Source organism: Mucilaginibacter inviolabilis (genome assembly GCF_011089895.1).
Taxonomy (GTDB): domain Bacteria; phylum Bacteroidota; class Bacteroidia; order Sphingobacteriales; family Sphingobacteriaceae; genus Mucilaginibacter; species Mucilaginibacter inviolabilis.
In genome coordinates this window covers 81,751-102,819 of sequence record NZ_JAANAT010000003.1, presented here as the reverse complement: position 1 = coordinate 102,819, position 21,069 = coordinate 81,751, and the positions used below count along the sequence as shown (strand labels likewise).

Here is a 21,069-nt window from a genome sequence, read left to right as displayed (position 1 = left end):
TTACCTTATTTAACCGTTGATAACAAGGCACGGGTTTCGCTCACTACGCGATCTTGAAACTTCAGATCACGAACTTGCGCTGAACCCTGCATTGGCTTGCCCTTTTCATCAAAATACACTCCTGTTTTACCCAACTCATCAGTGAGGATCCTGGTGATCACTAAAGCTGATTTTTTTGGCGTGCTGCTGTAGGTTGAGAAAGGAGGGATGACCGCCATCAAATGACCAAACAGGAAACGAATAAAAGCATTCGTGCTTTCGCCGCCCAAGCTGGTTCCCCGGGTTATTCCCGGCTCTACGGCGTTGTAATGCAGTCTCTGATCTTCGCGTGCAAAGGCCATAGCCGCAGCCAGGATACACTGTTTTGATGTGGCGTAAGCATCAATGCCGGGCATTTTAGCACCCCCTGCAGCCCACTCGCCATGAGCACTTGCCTCGGCAGACAGGTAACGAGCACCTTTCATCCCCATCATTTTTGCTGGTTTGCGTTCAGGGTCTTCAATGGCGGAGGTTATAAAAATCACATTTGCACCCTTAATAAGATGCGGAGCAAGTGCCTCGGTGAGTGCAAATGCCCCGAGATGATTTGTGGCAAACGTCATATCCCAACCCTGGGCGCTTTTGGCCGGTTTGGCCGGCATAATACCTGCATTGTTCAGCAATCCGGCAAGAGGAAACTGCAGTGCTATGATTTGCTCAGCTGCCCTCTTTACACTCTTCATATCCGAAATATCACATACCACCGGCACGGCATTGTGCCCCCGGTCTTTTATCTCTTTTTGTAACTGTCCAAGTTTTTCGGGGTTTCTGCCCACCAGGATAACGGTACCGTATTTTGCCAGTTCAAGGGCTGTAGCATAGCCAATGCCCGAAGTTGGACCGGTAATTATATAAGCTTTATTATTTTCCATGATCTAAAAATTTACAGGGCAAAGTTCGATGTAAATTCTTAGCTAAGGTTACCTGAAAAGTCCAAATTTAGTTTCTTGAAAAGTCCAAAAAATTTGGACTGCAACAAAAAAGCCTCCACTCTTTCGATTGGAGGCTTTTAACTTTCGTGGCGGTAGCAACTATTAAATATCAATAGATCCTTAAACAATCTTTATTTGACCCTAACCCAAATATCGTGGTCGCTGGTGAGGAAGCTGGCCGTCTTACGTTTACCGCTTTCGCCAAACCTGATCCAGTATGGCCTACCGAAATGACGGGTATGAAATTCATACAGATCGGTGGGGTAAAAGCTTATTGCGGTACGTTGCCCCTGAAGTTGCTTTAACACAATACCACCATTGGCAGGGGTTATCGTTACATAGTTGTCCATATATTGGTATTTTCCTGCAACCGCTGCCAGCTGGGCGGCAGTAAGTTTAATAGGTCTTTCATTTACCTCTTTATCATTTTTTAGCTTTGATTGCTGGGCGCTGGCTAAGCCAGGATTCAGATAAAGGGCCAATACAACCAACAGTATAAAAAGATATTTGTATTGGCTTTTCTCCGGATTTTGAATATTGTATTTCATTATTTATGATAGGTTTGGGTGAATAACTCAAATATAAGCAATGATGTTGATTAAATAAAACGTTTTACCAAATAATCCAACGAGGGGAGGACCGCTTCCAAAGGGTCGTCTGCACTACCCCTTATCGCGCGAATACATAACCGTCCAAAGTCAGAGAAATCCGAACAGCGCCGAACTCAATGGACAGCGGGTATCTAAAGAAAATACTAACAAGCAACAAAAGCGGTAAATAATTGTTGACATTGTTCGTTATCTCCTTAACGGGATCTGAGTGTTCTCAAATATCAAATAACTTAAGCCAGAAAAACAGAAATGGATACCAATCAAAAAGAGTACATAACAGGGGTGTTTCAAAGCCAAAAAAAGTTCTTTGCAACACGGAAAACCCAACCAGTTGATTTCAGAATTCAGCAGCTGGCGAATTTGAAAAAGTCATTTATGGCGTATAATGATGCCATTTGCGATGCCATGTTCACAGATTTGGGGAAAAGTAAGTCAGAAACCGAGTATGCTGAAATAAAGCTGGTTTTGGATGAACTGGATTACTGCCTCGATAATTTGGAAAGCTGGGCTAGGCCTATTGAAATGCCTTCAAGCCGGCATGCCACAGGCGGGGAAATTGTAAGCAAGGTAACCTTTCAGCCTTACGGGGTTAGCTATATTATAGGCCCTTTCAACTATCCTATTCAATTGACATTTAGCCCTCTACTGGGTGCTATAATGGGCGGAAATACCGCCATCATCAAGCCGTCGGAAAATACGCCACATGTTGCCGCCGTTATTGAAAAAATAGTGAAGGATGCATTTCCTCCCGACTATGTATCGGTGATACAAGGCGCAATCGAGGAAAATACGCTTTTGTTAAGCTTAAGTTTTGACTATATCTTCTTTACCGGAAGTCCTAACGTAGGCAAGATCGTCATGAAGGCCGCCGCCGAGCAGCTGATACCGGTGACGTTGGAGCTGGGTGGAAAATCGCCGACCATTGTGCATCAGGATGCCAACCTCGATAAGGCAGTGGAAAGGATTGCAAGAGGCAAATGGATGAACTGTGGCCAAACCTGTGTAGCCCCTGATTATGTGTATGTGCACGAATCCATAAAGGAGGAGCTGATTGAGCGACTTAAGACCCATCTGCAGAAGACCTACGATGGTAATTCATTCGGTAAAATTGGTAAGATCGTTTCACAGCAACAGGTAAAGAACCTGGCAGGCTATTTAGATGCAGCAAAAGAAAAAGTGGTATATGGTGGCAAGTATGATCTGGAAACCCGCTATTTTGAAGCGACATTAATGGATAACGTTGTCTGGACCGACGCGGTAATGCAACAGGAAATATTTGGGCCAATTCTTCCATTTCTGGCTTATTCGGACATTGATGTGGTGCTTAATGAAATCAATTCCCGACCAAAGCCCCTGGCATTATATGTTTTCTCTGAAGATAAAAATTTTGCCGAAGATGTTTTAAGCAGGACGACAAGTGGTGATGCAGAGATCAACAGTGCTATAGTACATGTAGGCGTTCATTTTTTGCCTTTTGGCGGTGTAGGAACTTCAGGAATAGGTAAATACCACGGCCAATACAGCTTCCAGACTTTCAGCCATATGAGATCTGTATTAGAGATGAAGTAAATCCCTTCAAAAGAATTGGTGGAATTTCAATGATTATGAATATTGGGGCGGAGTGATGCTTTGGGAGCTTTTACTCCGTTTTTTTCATATAACCAATTTGTTTTTGTAATAGATTGCGGCGACTGAAAAGGTTTGGCTCTATAGCTACCGCAAGCGTCCCGCTTGTGGCATTTAATTGCAAGTCCTACTAATCATATTTACCATAAGCGGGACGCTTGCGGTAGCGAGGGATTCACATTTAGAACATCCGCTTTAAGTCGACAACTCAAGGCTTTTTGTTAATCCCCGGAAATGATCTTCGAACAACGGCAATTGCATAAGCCGCCGAATTATGCGTACCATCTCCAAGGTAGATAGCATTGCCGTTTTTCCAATATTTCGCGACATCGCAATGACCATTATTTTCTTCGCCAGCTATATATACGTTGCCATTTAAGACAGCGATCGCTTCAGCATAACCATTTCGTTTACGTGCCTCCGAGCTAAGTATTATCTTTTTTCCGTTTTTCCAATATGTAGGAACCAGATTATAGTCGCTTCCATTTTCGGCCCCTGTTACATATACATCGTTGCCCACTACAGCAATAGCACGTGAGCAAGCACCCGTTCCTTCTATGTCACTAAGATTGATCTCTTTACCATTTTTCCAATACTTTACCGTATAACTGAATTTTCCTGTCTGCTGACCTGCCACATAAACATCATTGCCGACAACCGCAATGCTACTGGCGAAAGCCTCCTTATCCCTTGGGCTAAGTATTATAGCTTTCCCGTTCTTCCAATATTTGGCTACGGAAGAGCGTAAATTGTGCATGTCTTGTTCAAAACCTGCTACATAGACATCGTTACCCGAAACGGCAATTGCGTTTGTTGGTTCATAATGATTTTCATCGCTCAGGCGATTTGGTATCCCATTTTTCCAGTACATCGCAACTAACAATCCATTTTTGCTAGACTCGTTTCCTGACACATAAACATCTTTGCCTACAACAGCTATACCAGTTGCTGAAGCCCTAAAATTTCCAATGGCCAGATTTACGGCCACCCCATTCTTCCAATATGTGGCTATGCTGTGGCCTGGAATATCCACCTGCCCCGCTACATACACATCATTTCCGATAACAACTATAGCAGTTGCTTTTCCTTGACGATTCCCGTCAGTAAGGTATATCGGTTTTCCATTTTTCCAATAGGTTGGAATGTAATTGGATTTACCATTATTTGAGTAACCCGCAACGTAAACGTCAGTATTTTTAGAAGTGCCAACTGTTACAGGGATGGTAGCACCATCTGCCGCTAAAGAATTGCCGTTTGATTTTATCGTCAAGGCTAATATAATAAGTAAATAGGATTTACTTTTTTTTAAAAAGATCATTGTTAAAGTGTTTTTACCAACGTAGTCCGAAGTTTATAACTTCGGATGAATATATCTTTAGTCTCCGACTACCGAATATAAACAAAAAAAGCCTCAAATCTTTCGACTTGAGGCTTTTAACTTTCGTAGCGGGAGCAGGACTCGAACCTACGACCTTCGGGTTATGAGCCCGACGAGCTACCAACTGCTCCATCCCGCACTGTATTTTTATATGTTGCATTCCGTCATAACTTCGGAAAGCTCCTTCCAATTATCAAAAATGCAATTTGCACTCCGTTTTAATTGGACTGCAAAGATATAATTCGTTTCTTTGCAGTGCAAATATATTTTTAATTATTTTTCTATGAGTCATCAGGCAGGTTTTGTAAGTATAATTGGTAAGCCCAATGCAGGTAAATCAACCCTTATGAACGCCCTCGTTGGCGAAAAAATGTCTATCATCACCCCAAAAGCACAGACCACGCGTCACCGTATTTTGGGAATTGTGAACACCGATGATTACCAGATTGTGTTTTCTGACACCCCTGGCGTTATCAAACCACACTATGCCCTGCATGAGAGCATGATGCACCAGGTGGATGGTTCTATTGTTGATGCCGACCTAATTTTGCTGGTTACCGACATTTACGAAGAGTTTGATGAAACCGACGTACTCAAAAAACTGGAGGGTTCATTGGCGCCAGTAGCCGTACTGATCAACAAGATCGACCAAAGCGACGAGGAGACGGTAAAAAAGAAAGTGGAATTTTGGCAAGAAAAGCTAAAACCCAAAGCAATTTTCGCGATATCGGCACTGTTGGAGCACAACATCAAAGCCGTAATGGATTTTGTGGTAGAAAACCTGCCCGAGCATCCGGCTTATTATGAAAAAGATGCTCTGACCGATCGTAACGACCGCTTTTTTGCCTCAGAGATGATCAGGGCCCAACTGCTTAAACAATATAAAAAAGAGATCCCTTACAGCGCCGAGGTGATTGTGACTTCGTTTATTGAGGGTGAAACCCTGCACCGTATCAGCGCCGAAATTATTGTGGAGCGCGATTCGCAAAAAAACATCATTATTGGCCAAGGTGGCAAAATGCTTAAAATAGTAGGCACTTATGCCCGCCGCGATATGGAAGAGTTTTTTCAAAGAAAAATTTTCCTGGAGATGTTTGTCAAAGTGATACCCGACTGGCGTAGCAAAAAAAATTACCTTAAAAAATTCGGGTACGAATAAAAACACAGATGTGAGATCTGAGATATTAGATTTGAGATAAATCTGGTATTTATAAATTAATCAAATAATTTTGATGTGGATTTGAATATGGAGACTTGAAAGGTCTCACAGCTCAAATCAGACATCTCAAATCTAAAAAGAATGAGTAACATAGTAGCCATAGTAGGCCGTCCGAACGTCGGCAAATCAACTTTATATAATCGCTTAACCGAAACCCGCAAGGCCATTGTCGACGATTTTAGCGGCGTAACCCGCGACAGACATTATGGCGTTGCCGAGTGGCTGAATCATCAGTTTACCCTTATTGATACAGGCGGCTATGTAGCCAACTCCGATGATATTTTTGAGGCCGCAATACGCGAACAGGTTGACATTGCTATTGAAGAAGCTTCTGTAATTTTGTTTATTGTTGATGTTACTACCGGCATTACCGATCTGGACGATGAAATAGCCACCCGTTTACGCAAAAGCAGCAAACCTGTTTTTGTGGTGGTTAACAAATTGGATAACAATAGCCAGGTAGCCGATTCGATGGTGTTTTACAGTTTGGGGCTGGGCGAAATCTACAGCATTTCATCCATGACCGGTTCAGGTACCGGCGAATTGCTTGACGAGGTGGTTAAACATTTTGAAGATGAGGTTTTAGAAGAAAACACCCGACCTAAATATGCTATTGTAGGCAGGCCAAATGTGGGTAAATCATCTATTATCAACTCACTTATTGGCAAGGATCGTAATATTGTTACCCCCATTGCAGGCACCACCCGCGATTCTATACACATCCATTACAACCAGTACGGCCATGATTTTATGCTGATTGATACTGCCGGGATGCGTAAAAAAACCAAGGTTAAGGAAAACATCGAGTTTTACTCTGTGATGCGTACCATTAAGGCGCTGGAAGAAGCCGATGTGATTATCCTGATGATTGATGCGGTTGAAGGTATCGAATCGCAGGATATCAACATATTCCACCTGGCCGAGAAAAACAAAAAAGGTATCATGGTTGTGGTGAACAAATGGGATCTGATCGAAAAGAACAACAAAACCGCGAAGGTCTTTGAAGAGCAGATCCGCGAAAAGATTGCACCTTTTACCGATGTGCCTATCGTGTTTACCTCCGTTACCGAAAAACAACGTGTGTTAAAGGTAATTGATGTGGCCAACCAGGTTTACCAAAACCGAGCCCGAAAAATATCTACTTCAAAACTAAACGAGGTGATGTTGCCTATTATCGAAAGTTATCCGCCGCCATCCATCAAAGGCAAATATGTAAAGATCAAATACATTACCCAAATTGCAGGTGCGTCGCCTATGTTCGCGTTCTTCTGTAATTTACCACAATATGTAAAAGAACCCTACTACCGCTTTATTGAAAATAAGCTGCGGGAGAATTTTGATTTTTCCGGCGCTCCGATACAGGTTTGGTTCAGGCAGAAATAGGGCTTTTTGATGTGCGGATATGCAGATGTGCAAGTGTGCAGATGATTTTGATCTGATGATTAAATGTGTTTGCCTTTATCTGCACATTTGAAATCCGCACATCTGCACATTCATTAATTACTCAACGCTTTTTTAAACGCTTCATCATTGCTGTTCATCACCTGGTAAAAAGCATTGTCGCCCCATTTAAAGCGGGCCGCATTAGCCTTGAGGATACTTTTAATATAATCGCGGGATATCAGCAATTCGTGCGAATCCATTTCCTTTAATGTTTTTGAGGAGTACAGGATGAAATTGTGGAAATCATCATCGCTTACTTGATAATCTTTTATAAAATCATCTCCCGTTGCAAATTGATTCAGCACGGGCAGCATCCGGTCAATCACATAAGCCGAAAACAGTTGCTGATCAATTAAATTTTGTACTACAAGGGTGCTTTGTGAGGTATCAGCAGGCACAAAAACATCTGGCATAATACCACCTCCGCTAAACACTTTACGACCGCTTAGGGTATGATATGAGCCTTTAAAAACGGAGTCGTTCCGGATGTTTTGCTCCGAGAAAAGCTCACCCTTTTTCATGCGCAATGCCAGTTCGTTCCGGTAATTCTCCACGCCGCCTTTATATGATTTTTGGATCGACCGGCCCGATGGAGTATAATACCTGGCTACCGTTAAATTCACGGCAGAACCGTCACCAAATGGAAATTGCTGCTGCACCAGGCCCTTACCAAAAGAACGGCGACCAACAATGGTGGCTCTGTCCAGGTCCTGTAAAGCACCCGCCAATATTTCACTGGCCGAGGCCGAATACTCATCAATAAGCACGGTTACCTTTCCCTGCTGAAACGAACCAGAGTCTGTAGCAAAATAATCCGTACGGGGTTCGTGAATGCCTTTGGTATATACAATTAACTTGCCTTTGCCCAAAAACTCATCTGCCAGGGATGTTGCCGCGTTCAGATATCCGCCTCCGTTGCCTCTAAGATCAAGCAATAAGCTATTCATTCCATCTGTTTTAAGCTTATTTAAAGCTTTACGAAAATCCGCATCGGTGGTAGATGCGAATTTGCCTATCTTAATATAACCCGTTGTTGAATTAGCCATATAAGCAGCATTTACACTACTCAGGTCAACCCGACCGCGTTTTATAGCATACGTTTTCAGGTCTTTTCCATCGGCAACGCCAAGTAATAAAGAGGAATCTTTTTCTCCTCTGAATATATTGTTCACCCTATCTGTAGTAAGCTTTGTGCCCGAGAATTTTTTATTATCTACCGTAATTATCTTACTGCCGGCAGGCAAACCTGCCTTAGAGGCCGGACCACCTGCGTAAACCTGGGTTATAACCATGGTATCCCTTAACAACTGAAATTCAATACCAATACCATTAAATCCGCCATCTAAACGCTCATTAATAGATTGTGCCTGCTGTGGTGGTAAATAAAGGGAATGAGGGTCGAGATTTTGAAGCATCTCATTAACCGACGCTCCTTCAATACTATCGATATTAACACTATCAACGTAATTATGGTTAACTAACTCCAAAACTTTAGACAGTTTGTTATTATCTGAAAATGAAAAACCAAGGTTACGATCGGCAAATTTTCTATCACCTATCATCAACCCGATGGCAATCCCTAACAGCACCAGGATCATCGTCCTGAAAATAACTCCCGCGGTCTTTTTCATATTCAGCAAACAAAGTTAATCAAAGCCGCATCAATAATTTTTATTGGCATCATTGCATTTGATGTTTTTTACCGAATTTTGTTATAAATTATTTGAAATTAATGGAAACCATTACTGAGAGGGAATCACATTATAAGAATTTAGAGCAGCTATCTGTTCTTGAGATACTGGAAAGCATTAACAAGGAAGACCAAACAGTTCCCCTTGCTGTTAAAAAAGCCTTACCGCAAATTGAACAGCTGGCTACTGTAACAGCCTCTAAAATGCGCGATGGCGGTCGTTTATTTTATATTGGTGCAGGCACCAGTGGTCGCTTAGGAGTGGTTGATGCCTCTGAATGTCCGCCAACATTTGGTGTTCCGTTTGATATGGTGGTAGGTATTATTGCCGGCGGCGATGGCGCCATACGCAAAGCTGTAGAGTTTGCAGAAGATGATACAGAGCAAGCCTGGAAAGATTTGGCAGAGTTTCACATTACTGATAAAGATGTTGTGGTGGGCATTGCCGCCTCGGGTACTACTCCTTATGTAATTGGAGGGTTAAAAATGGCCCATAAAAATAATATTGTAACCGGCTGTGTAGTTTGTAATAGTGGTAGCCCTGTAGCTGCCGAAGCACAATACCCGGTTGAGGTAGTTACCGGACCGGAGTTTTTAACCGGGTCAACCCGCATGAAAGCCGGCACGGCTCAAAAACTTGTTTTAAACATGCTGAGCACCAGTGTTATGATACAACTGGGCCGTGTAAAAGGGAACAAGATGGTTGATATGCAATTGAGTAACAATAAACTGGTTAATCGCGGAGCCCGTATGGTGATGGAAGAAACCGGTTTAAATGAAGACGAAGCCGCCGCGTTGTTAAAACAATACGGAAGCGTACGCAACGCGGTTGATAATTATAAAAAAACGAATTGATGTGCAAATGTTTCAGATGCGCAAATATGTAGACGTGCGGATGTGTAAATGATTAAGATAATCTGCACATCTGAAATCTGCACATTGGCACATCTGAAACATCTGCATATCCGCACATTTGACTAAAAGATATGCACGAGATAGAACCATATTACCGTTGGCGTGATGATTATATAGCAGCAGAGGATGAATATTCGCCTTTTTATGCTACAGAATACAGTGAGTTTGAATTTGACAAGCAGGTATATAACTATCTGTTACACCCCCAGTGGGATGCTTTCGGCTCTAATACTTTATATCTGAAAGTTTTATTTGCCGATTACGAGAAAGGTTATACCATTATTGAGTTTATTGGCGAATGGAACGATGCCATTGGCAATGACATCATGATATTGAAACGCGAGTTACTCGATCTGATGGTTGACAGCGGTATTACCCGTTTTATACTGATTGGTGAAAATGTGCTCAATTTTCACTCTTCGGATGATTGTTATTACGAAGAGTGGTTTCAGGATATTGAGGATGGCTGGATAGCCGGCATCAATTTTCGCGAACATGTAATAGATGAGTTTAAGCGCAACAATATCGATTACTACATCAATTTTGGCGGCGTGCTTGATGATCTGAGCTGGCGTACGTTAAAACCAATACAGGTATTTAAAATGGTTGAAGAGCAGCTAATGCGGCGGTTGAACTAAAACCCCACCTAAATCCTCCCCAAAAGAGAGGACTTAAAAACAGGGGGTAATATCAATTTACTAATAAAAGCCCTCTCCTTCGGGGAGGGTTGGGAGTAGGTTAAAACTCTTCATGAATATAGGTCATGATCCGTACCATTTCATCACGTATCTCTTTAACCGGTCTGGTAAAGTTGTTATTCATAAACGAAAATGCTAATCGTTTTCCTTTCCGAGTAACCAGGTAGCCACTTTGGTTGTAGTTGTTGGATAGCGAGCCGGTTTTTGCCCATACAAATACCTGTCCATTATCTGTTTTATACGCATTTTTAAGCGTGCCGGTAGCTCCGCCGGCCGGCAACATGCTGTACAGTAATGAGTCGTTATTTACTTGTTCTTTAATTTTTTGTAATAGTGCTATAATGCTTCGGGGGGTAAACAGGTTGAGGCGTGAAAGCCCGGAACCATCAACCCATTGCGGTTCATCAGGCAAATCATTCAAAAAATGTATTTTGGAGTAACTGATCACCGAATCAGTATTAAGGCTATTAAACTTTACGGACGAACAGGTTAACAATAATTGCTCTGCAATAAAATTATCGCTGGGTTGCAGCATTCTTTTGTAAACAACACGGGAGCTGGTATTATAGATTGTTTTTGCGCTAGCACTTAGCGGCATATTTATAGGGCACACCGGCTTTTTCAGCGTATCCTGTAACAAATCCAATGTTAGTTCGACACTTGTTTTCCAGGGGATTTCCTGTCTGAAATTTGGCGGTACAGGCATTACCGGATACGCAAAATTGTTGCTTAAAAAGTCACGTCTAACTCTAAACCTATCCGGATGATAGCTGGTATCGCGGTTTAAAAACCGTTTGAGGTAGGAGGGTTTAACCTGCAGGTTACCATTGCCATCAGCATATAGTAAAGCAACATTATCTTCTATAGGGAAGCCTGTTATTTCTGCCTGGTAATAATCGTTATAGTCGTCCCAGGCCCAGCCTGCTCCAAAAAAGTTGTTCTTGTAACCCGTTGCTGCATAGTACAATTTTTTATTGCTTTGGGCTAAGAAGTCCAACCCCTTAGTTCCTTTCAGATCGCTATGCAGAAAAGACGGGTCACCAGTACCCCAAAACACCAGTGAATCATTCCGCAATTCATACCGAAGAGCGGGGATAGAATCGCCCAGCATTTTAAGACAGGTGTAAAAAGTAAAGAGCTTGGTATTGGATGCCGGGATAAAATATTTATCGGCATTTAACTCATATATCATTTTTTGATCATCCAGATCATACAATGCGAAGCCCGTAAAATGATCACGCATGATGAGCGAATGCTTAAATTGTCTTTTTATCTTTCTTTTTTTTATGGTTCGGGCATAAATGGTATCACTAAATAATAGTAAGCCACAAATCATTAGCAGAAATACAAAAGTTGTTTTTAACATACATTTATTCAATTTAACCAATTATTGTTGTAAATTTAATATACCAACTATAATAACCTTGCTACTCACGCTATTTCATAAAATAAAGCAATTCCGGGCAGTGTGGCTGGCGTGTTTATTTTCGGTTTGTTTTTTTACAGCCCAGGCACAATACTTTGATCTGGATTATCATAAAAAAAAAGTAACCATCCCTTTTCGATTGGTTCGGAGCCTTATGGTTATTAAATTAAGCATTAATCATAAAGGCCCATACAATTTTATATTAGATACCGGTGTTGGGTTGATGATTATTACCGACCCCAAATTAGCCGATTCTATCCCTATTCCCAATAAACGAACATTAAAAATACCCGGCCTGGGAGAGGGGGAAGACGCTGAAGCATACGTTACCTCCCCTTTAGATATTGAGATACCCGGGTTAGTAAGCTATGACGTAGCCGCCGCCATCCTTAAAAAGGACGTGTTTAGTTTATCCGGGTATGCGGGTATGCCAATCCATGGATTAATCGGTTACGAGTTTTTTAATAATCTGGCCGTTAAAATTAATGTTCCCGATAGTACCTTAACGGTTTGGCGACCAAAAGATCTGAAAGTATTTCGCAAGGGTGTACCCATTCCCATTACTATTGAAGACAGGAAACCCTATGTAGAAACCTGGGTAAAACTACTAAGCGGCGAAAATATAAAAACCAAACTGATCATCGATCTGGGGGCCGGGCATCCCATATCACTTGAAACGGTAGTAAAGCGCTATGGTCTTCCACAAAAATTTATTGCGTCGGCTAATTTGGGTATTGGCTTAAATGGCCCCATTAATGGCTATATAGGGCGCCTGGAGTCACTGGAGCTGGGCAAATTTAAAATTAAACAGGTTATCGCCTCCTTTCCGGATGTCAACAATAATCAAACCGCGCTCTCTGTTCCCCGGGATGGCAACCTGGGCATCGGAACTTTAAAACGCTTCTCGGTTATACTGGATTATACGCATAACACCATGTATTTAAAAGCAGGTCCTAATTTTAAGGATCCGTTTGAACATGATATGAGCGGACTTGAGTATTATGCTGCCGGCGATAATTTTGACCGTATCATTATTAACCGTGTTGAACCAGGGTCGGCCGCTGATGGGGTTGGCCTGGAACGGGATGATGAAATAGTAGCCATCAATTTTAAACCGGTATCTAAAATGACGTTGGAAGAAATTGACGAGATATTCAAATCCCGCAATGACCGAAGTCTTTTACTTGATGTTTATCACGATAAGAAGCTGGATAAAGTAATCCTTACCCTCAAAAGGCGTATATAATAGGGTGATTTTTAAAAATCACCCTATTATATACTATTACATCGTGTTTATTTTATTTAAGTTTACGGATTAACTGTCGATATAAATGAAAAAACACCCCATTGCAGGCCGTTATTTACGAGGCTCTGCTTTTATCCTTGCTGTTTTAGCCAGCTCATGTGCTACCAAAAAACACACAGCAAACCAAACCCTAACCCTTAAAACAACATCAGGTCCGGGCGGAACATCTGTAGCTACAGCAACAGTTGGTGCACCCAAAAAAGAGGGCATTAAAAAATTCAGCGATGTTATAACCGGTAAAACAAAGGCCGATAGCGGTCTTTTTAATACCTATAAGGTTGATGGTAAGTATTACTATGAAATTCCAGACTCTCTGATCAACCGCGAAATGCTGGTGGTTACCCGTTATGTTAAAACTCCGGGCGGCTTAAAAACATTTGGTCAGCAATATGGCGGAGAGGAACTGAACGATCAGGTTTGGAAATGGGAGCGTCATGATAAACAGATCTTCATCAGGGTACCCAGCTATTCGATAAGGGCAGATAGTACCACCGATATGTATCAATCTGTTAAAAACTCTAATCTCGATGCTGTATTAGCTTCTTTTGATATCAAGGCTTTTAACAAAGATAGTACTGGAGTATTGATTGATGTCACCGATTTTTACAACGGTGATATAAGCGCAATTGGCTTAACAGATAATGTTAAAAAAGCTTATAAAGTTTCGGGAGTTGATAATACCCGCTCTTATATTGATACAATTAAAAGCTTCCCGATAAACCTGGAAGCCCACACTTTAAAAACTTATCGCTCTGCAGAATCACCTACTGATAATTCTACCGGAGCTATAACTTTTGAATTCAATACCTCCATGCTGTTGCTGCCTAAAACACCAATGAAAGCCCGTATCAGTGATGAAAGGGTTGGCTTTTTTGGTCAGCGTCAAACGGATTATGGTACAGATGCTCAAAAGGCTCAGGTAACCGCTTACATACATCGTTGGAAACTGGAGCCCAAAGACCCTGCCGCTTATTCACGCGGCGAACTGGTTGAACCCAAGAAACAAATAGTTTATTATATTGATCCGGCGACGCCGAAAAAATGGGTTCCTTATCTTATAGCTGGTATAAACGACTGGAATAAAGCTTTTGAAGCAGCCGGTTTTAAAAATGCTATTGTTGGTAAAGAAGCTCCGACACACAAACAAGACCCTGAATTTAGTACCGAGGACGCCCGCTACAGTGTGGTCAGGTATTTTGCATCAGACGTAGAGAACGCATATGGCCCCCATGTTTCTGATCCGCGTACCGGCGAGATTCTGGAAAGCCATGTGGGTTGGTATCATAACGTGATGAGCCTGCTGCGCGATTGGTACCTGATACAGACTGCTGCTGTAAACCCTGCCGCCCGCAAAGCTCAATTTACCGACGAGCAAATGGGCGAGTTGATCCGTTTCGTATCATCGCATGAAATTGGGCACACACTTGGTTTACCGCATAACTTCGGTTCGAGCTATGCTTATCCTGTTGATTCACTTCGCTCCAAAACATTTACCGATAAACATGGTACAGCGCCATCTATCATGGACTATGCCCGCTTTAACTATATAGCCCAACCTGGTGATGGTGTTACTCACCTTTATCCACAAATAGGCGAGTATGACCTTTGGTCTATTAAATGGGGCTACAGCTGGTTCCCGGGTAACAAAACAGCTTTACAGGAAAAAGAAATACTGGCCGACTGGACCAATAAAAAAGCAGGCAACCCGCTTTATTATTTTGGTCGCCAGGGCACATCCATTGACCCACGCCTGCAAAATGAAGACCTGGGCGACAATGCCATGAAAGCCAGTACCTATGGTATAGCCAACTTAAAACGCATTTTACCTAACCTGGAAAAATGGACCTATCAAAAAAATGAGAATTTTAGCGATGTGGCAGAACTGTATAATGAAGTTCTGGGTCAGTTTTATCGTTATATGGGGCATGTTACTACCAACATTGGCGGGATGAACGAAAACTTCAAAACCTACGATCAAAAAGGGCCGGTATATGACTTTGTAAGTAAAGACCGCCAGCACGATGCTGCACTGTTTTTAAACAAGCAATTGTTTGAAACCCCACTTTGGTTAATAAATAAACCCGAACTGAGTAAATTTGATAATGGTGTAACGCTTAATCGAATCAAAGCGATGCAAGTTGCTGTATTATCAAATGTACTTAATCCATCAAGACTAGCCCGTATGTATGATAATGAGGCCAAAAACGGCACTAACGCCTATACTGTTGCTGAGTTATTTACTGATGTACGTGCAGGTGTATTCAATAACAACAAACCGGATGCCTTTAAACGCAACCTGCAACGTGGTTACATTGAAAACCTGAAAGGCTTATTGTTAACGGATGCCAGTTTTTCATTTCCGGGCTTAACAAGCGCCCAATTGGCGTCATGGGGCCTTACTCCTATAAACATTGTCTTATCTGATATCAGGCCAATGGTACGTGCGGAGTTGAAGAAAATAGATGCCGGCTTACCAAAGGGTGGCGATGCTTTAACAGCGGCTCACTTTGCTGACCTTCATCTGCGTATTAAAGACGCTCTAAATCCGGATAAAGCAATTATCAATCTTCCGGGAGGAGTGATGCGCGGCATCAACAATAACGATGGGATAAAAGAAAATTCAGAAAGCGGGTATATGAATTGTTGGCCAAAAACACCAACAGATAATTAATCTACCCTTATTAAACAAAAAGCCGGCTTAGTTTAAGCCGGCTTTTTTTATGAATACACCCAACACAAGCAGCATGGGTTAGGTAAAACTTGAACAGGATTTAACATCCAGCTATAGCAACACTATTTAAGCTGGCTGATGTTTTCGAAAAAGGCAACCTGCAGATCAAGCAGTGATCTTACATTAATTTTTTCGCCGTAGGCATCAAAGCATAAAAACTTGGTGCTTTCCGGATGATTTCTTCGCTTTTTCTCAAAAAAATTAAACGTTTCAAAGAAATAATGATTAGTTGTTACATGACTTTTATTATTGGTTTGTGATGCATTTAACCGAAATCCGATCGCATCTATCCAATTGTGCACTTTTGAGTGCAGTGTGCTGCTAATATTATTCATAGGTTAATTTTATTTTAAACATAACGAAACATTCGCTGGTTTTGTTGTTCATTTTTTGGATTATTTGAACAATACACTAATTTCCTTTTTTAACCGGCAACAATAATTGTTCCGCTATCTCCATTCCCTGAAACTAATTATTCACACATCCGTAATAAAGCGACAAATCCACCTAAAATTCAAAAATCCCATGAGAAAACTACGACTACTATTTCCTGCATTAATGATATGCTTATTCAGTATGAACGCTTGTAAAAAGGGTGATCCCGGGCCAGCCGGTGCCAATGGCACTAATGGTACCAATGGAGCGCAAGGCCCCAAAGGAGATACCGGCTCACCAGGACCAGGCGGACCACAAGGGGCAACAGGCAATACCGGGTCAACCGGCGGCACGGGGCCTCAGGGACCTCAAGGCCCAGAGGGACCAACCGGGCCACAGGGCCCAACCGGACCTGCAGGGCCACAAGGCCCAACGGGATCTACAGGAGCCGATGGTACCATGAATGTTAAAAGCTATTTATTAATTAATAAAAGCGTTACCCTAACCGGATTTACCAATTTTGCGATACCTGCGATTACTCAAGACATCGTTGACAGTGGCGTTGTTTTAGCTTACTTCAGAACTACTGGAAGCACCGGAGCATATTATGCATTACCTTACAGCGAAGCTGGCAGAACCATTACTTTATCAGATTTTGGTGTTGGTTATGTTAATATTAAAGCGAATTTTTCACAATCCGGGCTCGATTTTAAAATCGTGGTTATTCCTGGCGGCAGCGTTACTACCTTACAGGTTGCCCATCCTAATATCAACTTTAAAAACTACAGTGAAGTAGCCTCCGCACTGCATATCAACTGATTTAATAAAATGTGATTTCAAGTATGAAAGGGCCGTTATCGTTGGCCCTTTTATATTTGAAATTTGTAACAATGCTATGATTAATAAGCGTTTAGTGCCATTATTGTAACAATCATATGCTTTTTTGACATTTAATACTTTATAAGTTGAACATTTGCAATCGGATTGTGTCTAACGTTTAATTAATAAAAATTACAAGCAGATCAAATACACCCTATGAAAACCCTGTGCCTTATTTTAAGCCTAACCATTTTAACCGTACTCAACACGTTGGCACAAACTACGCATGATATCAGCGGTACAGTTGTTGACACTACAAAACTATCACTACCCGGCAGCAGCATTAAGCTCATATCAAACGGAGGGGATAGTACCATATCTATTGCTGATGCCAATGGGAAGTTCGCATTTTCGGGAGTTAAAGGCAGCAAAATAACGCTTACATTATCGTCCATTGGTTTTACACCCATCAAAAAACATTTCGCATTGAATCCCGACGGAAAGCCGGTTGATTTGGGGAACATCATCATGAAGGCTTCAACCAATATGCTCAGCGTGGTTACTATTGTGGGTGTTAATCCGGTAACTTTAAAAGAGGATACGGTGGAGTATAATGCCAGTGCCTATAAAGTTAGGGAGAACGCCCCAGCCGAAGATTTGATCAAAAAGCTACCCGGTGTTGATGTAGACGTAAATGGAAATATTACTACACAGGGAAAACAGGTTACCAAAGTGCGCATAAACGGTAAGGACTTTATGGGGGGTGATGTTCAAAGCGCCACCAAAAACCTACCCGCAGATGTAATTGAGAACATCCAGATGATTGATGATTATGGCGATCAGGCTAATCTTACCGGTGTTAAAACCGGTGAACCAGATAAGATCATGAACATCACCATTCGCAAGGATAAAAACTATGGCTATTTTGGTCAGGCTACTGCCGGCGACGGTCGGGATGCCTTACCTCAAAGTCAGGACATCCCCGATAAGAACCGGTATATAGGATCATTAAATGTATTTAATTTTAATGGCGACCAGCAAATTGCGCTTTTGGGAAGCATCAACAATACCAACGTAAATACCTTTTCATTTGGCAGCGCCAGTGGTGGTGGCGGCGGTTTTGGAGGTGGTGGCTTTGGCGGTGGCGGCAGAGGTAATGCAGGCAGAGGCGGCGGTAACACCGGCAGTTTGATAACAACTCAAAATGGTGAAACCAATGCGCATTCTATAGGAGCTAACTTCCGCGACCAATGGGGTAAAAAGCTTTCGGTATATGGCAGTTACAGCTTTGCCGATAATACCGTTACCACAACAACCAACACATTGCAGGAAAATAGGTCGGCCTCAAATCCTACAACACAAAACCAAAATAGTGTTGAAAAAGATCAGAATATCAATCATCGTTTTACCTGGAACATGGAGTATAAACCCGATACGATTAACTACTTAAAGGTTACTCCAACATTCTCTTATGCCGGCACAAATACCAATGAGTCTGAAGCCGTAAATTTCACCAGAAACGGGAATATATCCTCTGCTTATACCGCTATTACCAACGGCGATTCTCAAGCGCCGAATTATGGTTTTACGGCCTTATTTAACCACCGTTTTAAAAATCGCCATAATCTGAGCATCAATGCTACCGTAAGTTCGGCGCCAAGCTGGTCATACCAAAATCCGGTTTACGATTATACAGCTGGCAACCCCACTGCGCCCATCAATCAAATGATCAATACTTATAGCCGCACCAACAGCTATGGTACTAACGTTTCGTATCTGAACCCGATAGGCAAACGTTCATATCTGGAGCTTAACTATGCATTTAACCGGGCTATTACAACCAACAATAAAGAAACCGATACCCTCTTTAATACGGCTGATTTTTCGTTCAGAAGCGACAGCGCATTAAGCAACCGCTACAATTATACTTTTACAACCAATAAGGTAGGTTTAAACTATCGTTTTATTGAGAAAAAATACAATTACACATTAGGTATAGGCGTTCAGCCATCGGTTCTGGATGGTAACTCTCCGGTAACCGGGGTTTCAACCCATATCTCCACATTCAATGTAATACCAACGGCCCGTTTTATTTATAATTTCTCCCGGAGTCAGTCATTCAGTGTTAATTACAACGGATCAAGCAGTACACCAAGTTTTTCACAATTACAACCGGTGATCGACTTTTCCAATGCGCTTTATCCGGTTGAGGGTAACCCAAATCTAAAACCACAGTTTACCAACAATTTTTCGATCAGGTATAACAAGTTTAGTTTCCAAACCGGCGACGTGTTCTTTGCTAACTTATCATTCCAGAGTGTGCAAAACCAGGTGGTGACCAATACCATTACCTATCCCCGTCTTTATTCGCCTAACCCAAGGTTTCAAAACACCATTTTAACCCAGTATTTAAATGCCGATGGATACTATACCGGTTCTGGCCGTTTAACTTATTCCAAACCATGGGAAAATCGTAAATACACGCTCACCTTCAACGGTACAGCTACCTATACCAACAATATAGGTTATCTGACCAATATCGATTCCACTTCTTTTGCAGCTACTACAGAGAAAAACATTGCCAAAAACCTGGTATTTACACCAGAGGTTCGTTTCAGGGTTGATATCAATAACATCGTTGATGCACAAATTTTAACCAACTATGCTATCAACAGAACAAGCAACTCCGTACAAAACCCACTGTTACAAGGAACATCTAATATCAGAACCTGGAACATTGGTCTTACCGGTAAAAATTATTTTGGCGACTGGACATTTAGCTACGATTACTCCAAAGCAACCAACTATGGTTACAGCTCAGATATAAAAGTTACCAATCCTAATATTTTAAATTTGTATGTGGAGCGTCGCTTTTTGAAAAACCACCAGGCTACTATACGCCTTTCAGGGTTTGACTTATTTAATCAGAACACTGGTTTTTCATCAACATCAACAGCCAGTTCATTAACACAATCGCGTGTTAACCGTCTTTCGAGATACTATCTGTTAACCTTTACACTTAACCTGAAAAAATTTGCAGGCAAAGCACCTGTTCAGGATGATATGGGCCCTGGTCGCAGGTTCAATGGCGGCGGACGCCGTGATGGCGGAGGATCTGGCGGAGGTGTACCGGGCGTACCTGCCGGGTTACAATAACCAGTCATAAAAAAAGCCTCATCTTAATAGATGGGGCTTTTTTATTATGCTTTCTTTTACAATTTGTTGTTAATTCGAATCTGTTGTTAATACATTACTGATAACCCGTTCCAGATCTTCCAGATCAAAGGGCTTAGCCAGATAGGTTTGTGCACCAGCATGGCTGGCCAGTAATTGGATATCGCTATTGGCCGAAAAGTATATAACTGGTATATGCTTTAATTCTTCCGCCTTTTTTAGGGTTTGCGTAGCAACAATCCCTCCGGCATCTGGAATCCAGTTATCCATTAATATTACATCCGGTAAAATCGGCAAAACTTTATCAGCAATATTATTGCAATCGGTAAAAGTATGCACCTCCCATCCCTTCTCCTCCAAGATATAACTACAAATAGACAGTATATCTTCATCATCATCAAATATGATGATCTTTTTGTGCGGTTCTTTCATTTGTATACTTCCAGTGAAACTATAAATAAATTTTAATACTGTCAAATAATTTAAAGTCTTAATTAATATACATCGCCATTAAATTAATGTTGGAGTTTATACCCCTCTTTCTGTAGTGTTAAAATAGGGCATAAAAACATCAAATTAAACAGACAATGTGGTGTATAATTTACACTTTCGTAATATATTAGTTACCCAATAATTTATATAACATTATATTGAAAACAATAATAAATTTACCGTCCAATTTAAGCC

The 21,069-nt window shown here is 41.6% G+C and carries 16 protein-coding genes and 1 tRNA gene; 9 read left to right on the top strand and 8 right to left on the bottom strand.

What is annotated here, in order from left to right:
* Positions 1-5: 5 nt before the first annotated feature.
* Together G7092_RS20445 and G7092_RS20440 are read right to left on the bottom strand one after the other, a co-directional pair.
* Entirely contained in the window at positions 6-911 is a 906-nt protein-coding gene (locus G7092_RS20445) for an SDR family NAD(P)-dependent oxidoreductase (protein WP_166091897.1), read from the bottom strand.
* Positions 912-1,102: 191 nt separating this feature from the next.
* Positions 1,103-1,519, bottom strand: coding sequence for a hypothetical protein (locus G7092_RS20440; RefSeq protein WP_166091895.1), 417 nt, complete (start codon positions 1,517-1,519; stop codon positions 1,103-1,105).
* Positions 1,520-1,831: 312 nt separating this feature from the next.
* Between G7092_RS20440 and mdlD the strand changes: the two genes are divergently transcribed.
* The gene (gene mdlD / locus G7092_RS20435; protein ID WP_166091892.1) at positions 1,832-3,151 is read left to right on the top strand and encodes an NAD(P)-dependent benzaldehyde dehydrogenase MdlD; all 1,320 of its coding nucleotides are present in this window, start codon (positions 1,832-1,834) and stop codon (positions 3,149-3,151) included.
* Between the two features lie 265 nt (positions 3,152-3,416).
* Here mdlD and G7092_RS20430 read toward each other — a convergent pair whose 3' ends face one another.
* Positions 3,417-4,526 (bottom strand): hypothetical protein, encoded by a 1,110-nt coding sequence (locus G7092_RS20430; RefSeq protein WP_166091890.1) that lies wholly within the window; start codon positions 4,524-4,526, stop codon positions 3,417-3,419.
* A 126-nt stretch (positions 4,527-4,652) separates the two neighbouring features.
* A tRNA-Met gene (locus G7092_RS20425) sits at positions 4,653-4,725 on the bottom strand.
* A gap of 144 nt (positions 4,726-4,869) precedes the next feature.
* Here G7092_RS20425 and era point away from each other — a divergent pair.
* Positions 4,870-5,745, top strand: coding sequence for a GTPase Era (era, locus tag G7092_RS20420; protein WP_166091888.1), 876 nt, complete (start codon positions 4,870-4,872; stop codon positions 5,743-5,745).
* A 141-nt stretch (positions 5,746-5,886) separates the two neighbouring features.
* Positions 5,887-7,188 carry a ribosome biogenesis GTPase Der gene (gene der, locus G7092_RS20415; RefSeq protein WP_166091886.1) on the top strand — a complete coding sequence of 434 codons (1,302 nt, stop codon included), beginning with the start codon at positions 5,887-5,889 and terminating at the stop codon, positions 7,186-7,188.
* A 113-nt stretch (positions 7,189-7,301) separates the two neighbouring features.
* Here der and G7092_RS20410 read toward each other — a convergent pair whose 3' ends face one another.
* The gene (locus tag G7092_RS20410) at positions 7,302-8,879 is read right to left on the bottom strand and encodes a S41 family peptidase (protein ID WP_166091884.1); all 1,578 of its coding nucleotides are present in this window, start codon (positions 8,877-8,879) and stop codon (positions 7,302-7,304) included.
* A 101-nt stretch (positions 8,880-8,980) separates the two neighbouring features.
* Here G7092_RS20410 and murQ point away from each other — a divergent pair, with 101 nt between their 5' ends.
* Entirely contained in the window at positions 8,981-9,793 is an 813-nt protein-coding gene (murQ, locus tag G7092_RS20405; protein ID WP_166091881.1) for an N-acetylmuramic acid 6-phosphate etherase, read from the top strand.
* 131 nt (positions 9,794-9,924) lie between these two features.
* Positions 9,925-10,491: a hypothetical protein gene (locus G7092_RS20400; protein WP_166091879.1), complete on the top strand. Its 567-nt coding sequence runs from the start codon at positions 9,925-9,927 to the stop codon at positions 10,489-10,491.
* A 100-nt stretch (positions 10,492-10,591) separates the two neighbouring features.
* Here G7092_RS20400 and G7092_RS20395 read toward each other — a convergent pair whose 3' ends face one another.
* Positions 10,592-11,917, bottom strand: a complete 1,326-nt coding sequence (locus tag G7092_RS20395) for a D-alanyl-D-alanine carboxypeptidase/D-alanyl-D-alanine-endopeptidase (protein WP_166091876.1) — start codon at positions 11,915-11,917, stop codon at positions 10,592-10,594.
* Between the two features lie 214 nt (positions 11,918-12,131).
* Here G7092_RS20395 and G7092_RS20390 point away from each other — a divergent pair, with 214 nt between their 5' ends.
* Together G7092_RS20390 and G7092_RS20385 are read left to right on the top strand one after the other, a co-directional pair.
* On the top strand, positions 12,132-13,223 hold the full coding sequence (locus tag G7092_RS20390) for an aspartyl protease family protein (protein ID WP_166091873.1): 1,092 nt from the start codon (positions 12,132-12,134) through the stop codon (positions 13,221-13,223).
* Positions 13,224-13,308: 85 nt separating this feature from the next.
* Positions 13,309-15,954: a zinc-dependent metalloprotease gene (locus G7092_RS20385; RefSeq protein WP_166091870.1), complete on the top strand. Its 2,646-nt coding sequence runs from the start codon at positions 13,309-13,311 to the stop codon at positions 15,952-15,954.
* Between the two features lie 122 nt (positions 15,955-16,076).
* Here G7092_RS20385 and G7092_RS20380 read toward each other — a convergent pair whose 3' ends face one another.
* The gene (locus G7092_RS20380; protein ID WP_076371112.1) at positions 16,077-16,349 is read right to left on the bottom strand and encodes a hypothetical protein; all 273 of its coding nucleotides are present in this window, start codon (positions 16,347-16,349) and stop codon (positions 16,077-16,079) included.
* 190 nt (positions 16,350-16,539) lie between these two features.
* On the opposite strand from G7092_RS20380, the gene G7092_RS20375 reads away from it, so the two are divergent.
* Entirely contained in the window at positions 16,540-17,208 is a 669-nt protein-coding gene (locus G7092_RS20375) for a collagen-like protein (protein ID WP_166091867.1), read from the top strand.
* 216 nt (positions 17,209-17,424) lie between these two features.
* Positions 17,425-20,364 carry an outer membrane beta-barrel protein gene (locus G7092_RS20370; protein WP_166091865.1) on the top strand — a complete coding sequence of 980 codons (2,940 nt, stop codon included), beginning with the start codon at positions 17,425-17,427 and terminating at the stop codon, positions 20,362-20,364.
* A 69-nt stretch (positions 20,365-20,433) separates the two neighbouring features.
* Here the strand turns inward: G7092_RS20370 and G7092_RS20365 are convergent, their stop codons facing one another.
* Positions 20,434-20,814: a response regulator gene (locus G7092_RS20365; protein WP_166091863.1), complete on the bottom strand. Its 381-nt coding sequence runs from the start codon at positions 20,812-20,814 to the stop codon at positions 20,434-20,436.
* Between the last annotated feature and the right edge of the window lie 255 nt (positions 20,815-21,069).

Bases quoted from the DNA above. Each gene is read 5' to 3' on its own strand.
- mdlD (WP_166091892.1), top strand. From the start codon at position 1,832: ATGGATACCAATCAAAAAGAGTACATAACAGGGGTGTTTCAAAGCCAA.
- G7092_RS20400 (WP_166091879.1), top strand. From the start codon at position 9,925: ATGCACGAGATAGAACCATATTACCGTTGGCGTGATGATTATATAGCA.
- murQ (WP_166091881.1), top strand. From the start codon at position 8,981: ATGGAAACCATTACTGAGAGGGAATCACATTATAAGAATTTAGAGCAG.
- G7092_RS20370 (WP_166091865.1), top strand. From the start codon at position 17,425: ATGAAAACCCTGTGCCTTATTTTAAGCCTAACCATTTTAACCGTACTC.
- G7092_RS20445 (WP_166091897.1), bottom strand. From the start codon at position 911: ATGGAAAATAATAAAGCTTATATAATTACCGGTCCAACTTCGGGCATT.
- G7092_RS20395 (WP_166091876.1), bottom strand. From the start codon at position 11,917: ATGTTAAAAACAACTTTTGTATTTCTGCTAATGATTTGTGGCTTACTA.
- der (WP_166091886.1), top strand. From the start codon at position 5,887: ATGAGTAACATAGTAGCCATAGTAGGCCGTCCGAACGTCGGCAAATCA.
- G7092_RS20385 (WP_166091870.1), top strand. From the start codon at position 13,309: ATGAAAAAACACCCCATTGCAGGCCGTTATTTACGAGGCTCTGCTTTT.
- G7092_RS20390 (WP_166091873.1), top strand. From the start codon at position 12,132: ATGGTTATTAAATTAAGCATTAATCATAAAGGCCCATACAATTTTATA.
- G7092_RS20380 (WP_076371112.1), bottom strand. From the start codon at position 16,349: ATGAATAATATTAGCAGCACACTGCACTCAAAAGTGCACAATTGGATA.
- G7092_RS20430 (WP_166091890.1), bottom strand. From the start codon at position 4,526: ATGATCTTTTTAAAAAAAAGTAAATCCTATTTACTTATTATATTAGCC.
- G7092_RS20365 (WP_166091863.1), bottom strand. From the start codon at position 20,814: ATGAAAGAACCGCACAAAAAGATCATCATATTTGATGATGATGAAGAT.
- era (WP_166091888.1), top strand. From the start codon at position 4,870: ATGAGTCATCAGGCAGGTTTTGTAAGTATAATTGGTAAGCCCAATGCA.
- G7092_RS20375 (WP_166091867.1), top strand. From the start codon at position 16,540: ATGAGAAAACTACGACTACTATTTCCTGCATTAATGATATGCTTATTC.
- G7092_RS20410 (WP_166091884.1), bottom strand. From the start codon at position 8,879: ATGAAAAAGACCGCGGGAGTTATTTTCAGGACGATGATCCTGGTGCTG.
- G7092_RS20440 (WP_166091895.1), bottom strand. From the start codon at position 1,519: ATGAAATACAATATTCAAAATCCGGAGAAAAGCCAATACAAATATCTT.